The 4,667-nt window shown below is 48.2% G+C and carries 4 protein-coding genes and 1 tRNA gene; 4 read left to right on the top strand and 1 reads right to left on the bottom strand.

What is annotated here, in order from left to right:
- Positions 1-485 precede the first annotated feature (485 nt).
- The 4 genes from GX441_06530 (at position 486) to GX441_06515 (ending at position 3,609) form a co-directional block, all read left to right on the top strand.
- Positions 486-558 (top strand) — tRNA-Ala (locus GX441_06530).
- A gap of 46 nt (positions 559-604) precedes the next feature.
- Positions 605-1,813, top strand: a complete 1,209-nt coding sequence (locus GX441_06525; protein ID NLI98299.1) for a tetratricopeptide repeat protein — start codon at positions 605-607, stop codon at positions 1,811-1,813.
- A 243-nt stretch (positions 1,814-2,056) separates the two neighbouring features.
- The gene (locus GX441_06520) at positions 2,057-2,332 is read left to right on the top strand and encodes an HNH endonuclease (GenBank protein ID NLI98298.1); all 276 of its coding nucleotides are present in this window, start codon (positions 2,057-2,059) and stop codon (positions 2,330-2,332) included.
- A gap of 161 nt (positions 2,333-2,493) precedes the next feature.
- On the top strand, positions 2,494-3,609 hold the full coding sequence (locus GX441_06515) for a BamA/TamA family outer membrane protein (GenBank protein ID NLI98297.1): 1,116 nt from the start codon (positions 2,494-2,496) through the stop codon (positions 3,607-3,609).
- Between the two features lie 550 nt (positions 3,610-4,159).
- Here the strand turns inward: GX441_06515 and GX441_06510 are convergent.
- On the bottom strand, positions 4,160-4,667 hold a 508-nt coding region (locus GX441_06510), incomplete at its 5' end, for a T9SS type A sorting domain-containing protein (GenBank protein ID NLI98296.1).

Genomic DNA, 4,667 nt, shown 5'->3' with positions numbered 1-4,667 from the left:
TTAATAAGGGGGGCTCCCTCACCCGGCTGAAGCCGACCTCTCCCGTTAGGAGAGGTTTTTCCTGCCCCCTCCCTTCGGGAGAGAGGAATTCATTGACACTATCTAAAAACCTCCAATCCTTTCATCCCACAAATCTGCTCCGCACGTTGCTCCCCAAGCGTCGTCATTTCATGTCGAGGGACCCCTCTTACTCGATGCCGAATGCATGCGCTTCCAGCCGCTCCCTCGCAATGACATTTTTATCTCAGTGTGTTAGACACCAGGGTCTGAAATCGATTCTGCCGAACTCATGCGCTTCCAGCGCTCGTTCGGCCAATGCGGCTTCCAGCCGCTACTTTTGGGGAGTATTTGACCATAAAATGTGGCTACGAAGAGTTAATCCTGACTTGACGGGGTACCCACAAAAATGCAAGGCATTTTAAGGGTATTTATAGTTGACAAAGCCCTTAAATCGCCTAGAATTAGCGCAATATCTAGACGTATGCGGGGCCGTGGCGCAGTTGGGAGCGCGCTTGACTGGCAGTCAAGAGGTCACGGGTTCGAATCCCGTCGGCTCCATTTTTGTAAACGTGGTCTAAATAAATATCTTATGGAGGTTTGTACTATGAAGAAGCTGATAGTTACTGCCTTAGCAGTAATAGTATTTATGATTCCTCTTGCTTGCCTTGGAGTGCGTCAAAACAACAAGGATAAGGACAAGGGCGTGGTTCCGGATAGTGTTCGTAAGTTTGAAGCCGACCAGTTTTTAAGCATCGGCGTCGATTTGCATAAGAAGCAAATGTATGATTCAGCGTTAGTTATATTCGACAAGTCGCTTGAAAAATATCCCAATTACTACAAAGCAATGGTTGCGATTGCTGTTACACATCAGGATAGACGTGATATAATGTCAGCTGGGGACTGGTATCGCAAGATTTATACGGTTTATCCGGACAGTGTTGAGGGATTACTCGGACTTTCAGGCGTTTATCTTAAACTAGGCTACAGCCAGCCCGAATACCTTGATTCTGCTAAGTTTTATTATGATGAAGGCATAAAGAAGTTTCCTAATGAATCTGATTTCTATCATGGGCTTGCAGAGGTTTACAAGCAAACAGGCGGGGTTGAAGCTGCTGATTCCGTCTACAAAGCAGGTATAGCTGTAAATCCCGAGAACCTTGCCATAAGAAATGCCTACGTGGACTTTCTCGTTGGACTTAAACGGTACAAGGAAGCCCTAGAACAGGAGCTTATAATCGTCAAGGCCAAGCCTGATGACCCTTTTGCGCAGGAAAAGCTCGGTGATATTTACGTCAAACTCGATATGTGCAAGGAAGCGGCAGAAGCCTACGGCAAGGCAAAAGAACTGCGTCCGGATAAGATTGAGATTTATACCAAGCTTGCCAACGCTTATCTGTGTCAGAAGAACTATACCATGGCAGAAAACGTGCTTAAAGAAGCTATCGAACTCGATTCCACCAAGCTTATTCCGCATGTGTACCTCGGCGTCGTTTATATGAACGCTGGCAAGGAAGGCGCTGCAGAAAAAGAGTTCAGCTATATCCTTTCAAAAGATCCAAACTACCCGGATGCGCTCTATTTCTTGGGCGCGATATATGCAAGAAAGGCAGGCCGTACAGTTACCGAAAAAACCAAGGAAGCATGGCAGTCCGGATGTGCAAACGCCCGTACTGCTGAGAATTATCTCAACAAGGCAAATTCAATTGACCCTGCAAACAACGGCCCGCGAGTAAGACAGCAGATTGAATATCTAACCAAGGTTCGCGACGAGCTTAAGAAGAAGCTCTTCCTTGTCGGAATCACAGACTGTTAGGGGGTTGAAGCTGCACTAGATAGCCGCGTCCTAGTTCTTAACAGGAGCTATGAGCCGTTAGGCATCTGCAAGGCGCGCCGAGCTGTTGTGCTATACTACATGGGGAAGGCCGAAATAATTGAAACAGCAGACGGAATAAAAATCCACGCAGTAAACGAGTCAATATCTTTACCTTCGGTTCTTCGACTAAACAGAATAGTAAAATTTCACCGCAGAGAAATCCCTTTGACGAAATCCAATGTTATGAGACGCGACAACTATACGTGTCAGTATTGCGGTACATCAACGGCGAGGATGACGCTCGATCACATTATCCCCCGTACGGCTGGAGGGAGGGACGATTGGGAGAACCTCGTCTGCGCTTGCGAGGACTGTAACTCAAGGAAGGGCAACCGCACACCAAGCGAGGCAGGCATCGCGCTTAAAAGAAGACCCAAGAAGCCGCATTACTTCTCATTTATCCTGCAGTCTTTCGGTACAACACCCGAGGAATGGCGACCCTATCTCTTTATGCCCTGATACTTTCAGGTCTTACAATTCCAAATGAAATTAATCCGCAATGGATCAAGATTATCGCTGTTGAATCCTCGTATGTCTTTCAGTCGGATAGTTTTTTTTGGAATAGAACTGCGGAAATAATACTATCTCCTTTCATTGACAGCGGTTATGCCTTCGCTTCCTTGTCTGTTAATAATTCAACCCTAAAAGCCGATACTCTCATTCTTGAGACAAAACTCGATTCAGGCCAATTGGTCACGGTCTCGAATCTCGGTTTCAAAGGCAGTTTCTATACAAAGCCCCGGTATCTTTCTTATCTTGCCGGTTTTAGTAACTTTAGATTCTCCCGTCCTGAAGTAGAATTACTCAAAAAAGCACTTCATGATGAAGGCTGCGAAGTTATCGACTGGGAGCTTTTAGGTGACGACTCGCTTGCTACCCTTAACTTCCATGTAAGGGAGCAAAGAATCATGTCTCGTTTGAACACTGGTCTGGGATATTCTTCCAAAGAAGGACTTACAGGAATAGCGGATGTATATGTTTCCAATGTCCTTGGCTGGAGGGAGGTTTTTTCTCTATCCGGTCGCAGGCTTTCCCGCTATGGTTTATTTTTTTCCTTTTTGAGCCGGGTTCCCAATCCGCTTCTATTGCCTTTCGGCGTGGAAGCGTCCGCATCGTTCAGAAGTTTTGATACTACGTCATTTCATCTTGAAGCAGGCGGGGGTGTGTTCATAAAACGCAAGAATTTCGAGACCTTACTCGGCTACGCTTACGAGCTTGACCGTTCAGACTCCTTGGAGATTTCCAAAAATCTTGCTACAACTCGCATCAAAACGTGGATTATAAACCTGGATATCAAAGGCGGGCAGCGCAGAAGCATCAAGAATTCGACCTATCTTAAGAGCGTAGGCAGCTTGAATATATCGATTTCTCTTCCCTGGCGTTTCAGCATCAGTGTTAACCCGAACGCCGGGCTCGTCTATTCAACAGATACTCTCATAAATACTGAACTTATACCGTTAGGAGGCGCCCGCAGTTTAAGGGGTTATCAGGAGGAGGAGTTCAGGGCGGCTGGTCTTGTATGGTCTAGGCAGGAGCTAAGGTGGGGTACCGAGGCTTTTTCCATCTACCCGCTTTTCGATGCAGCCTGGATCCCAAGCTATGCATTATTTGCAAGTTACGGAGTCGGGGTCGCGGTCGGAACGCCTATCGGAAGACTCGAACTCGACGTAGCACTGCCCTGGGCAGCTCCCTGGCAGGAAGCCAAGGTTCATTTATCTCTAACTTCTGAATTCTGAATAAGTTAAGTGATATCAGGATGATTGCATTCGCTCACTTTAAAGAATGATACCATCTTTTTTAGGGCTACTGAAATCGCAGTCAGAATTAAAGAAACGTAGCCACATTTTATGGTCAAATACTCCCCAAAAGTAGCGGCTGGTTGCCGCATTGGCCGAACGAGCGCTGGAAGCGCATGAGTTCGGCAGAATCGATTTCAGACCCTGGTGTCTAACACACTGAGATAAAAATGTCATTGCGAGGGAGCGGCTGGAAGCGCATGATTTCGGCATCGAGTAAGAGGGGTCCCTCGACATGAAATGACGACGCTTGAGGAGCAACGTGCGGAGCAGATTTGTGGGATGAAAGGATTGGAGGTTTTTAGATAGTGTCAATGGATTCCTCTCTCCCGAAGGGAGGGGGCAGGAAAAACCTCTCCTAACGGGAGAGGTCGGCTTCAGCCGGGTGAGGGAGCCCCCCTTATTAAGGGGGGTAGGGGGGATTTCCTATTCTTACCCCTCCCCCCTCGTGGGGAGGATTGCGCTTCAAGGAAGCGCTAGGAGGGGGTTATTAACGCAAAACCACCGCCTTCCTTGTCACCGACGTCTTTCCTGCCTCCAGCTTCACAAAGTATACGCCGGATGAGAGACTCGACTTCATCGCCACTTGACCCTCACCCTGGATTCGGTAGCTCTCGATACGACGGCCTGATGGGTCGTATACGGTAAGGGTGCCACGCTCGCCTGAGGGTAACGTGTAGCGGACTGAGGAGAGTGATGTAATCTCAAGCTGGATGGCGGAGGGGGAGGTAGGTGTTACGGGCTCGACTATACCTGAGCCGTAGAGGGTTTTGGACATCTCGTCATCTTCGTCGGACTCGTCGGGGGTCATGAGGGTTGAGACGGTAATGGTGTAGTTGGCGGCATCCGTGGGCTTGAACTCCTTGAAGGAGACCGTATCCTCGGTATCGGCGGTAAGCGACCAAGTAAGGGTATCAGCATAGACTACTCCTGAGCCGCCCTCGATAGTAGCTATCACGAGGAAGGTATCTGCCGCCTTGCGGCCAAAGTTCTTTATC

The sequence above is a fragment of the bacterium genome (genome assembly GCA_012517375.1).
Classification (GTDB): domain Bacteria; phylum Hydrothermota; class Tepidihabitantia; order B3-TA06; family B3-TA06; genus JAAYVC01.
This window is presented reverse-complemented; position numbering and strand designations above follow the sequence as displayed.

Bases quoted from the DNA above. Each gene is read 5' to 3' on its own strand.
- GX441_06525 (NLI98299.1), top strand. From the start codon at position 605: ATGAAGAAGCTGATAGTTACTGCCTTAGCAGTAATAGTATTTATGATT.
- GX441_06520 (NLI98298.1), top strand. From the start codon at position 2,057: ATGAGACGCGACAACTATACGTGTCAGTATTGCGGTACATCAACGGCG.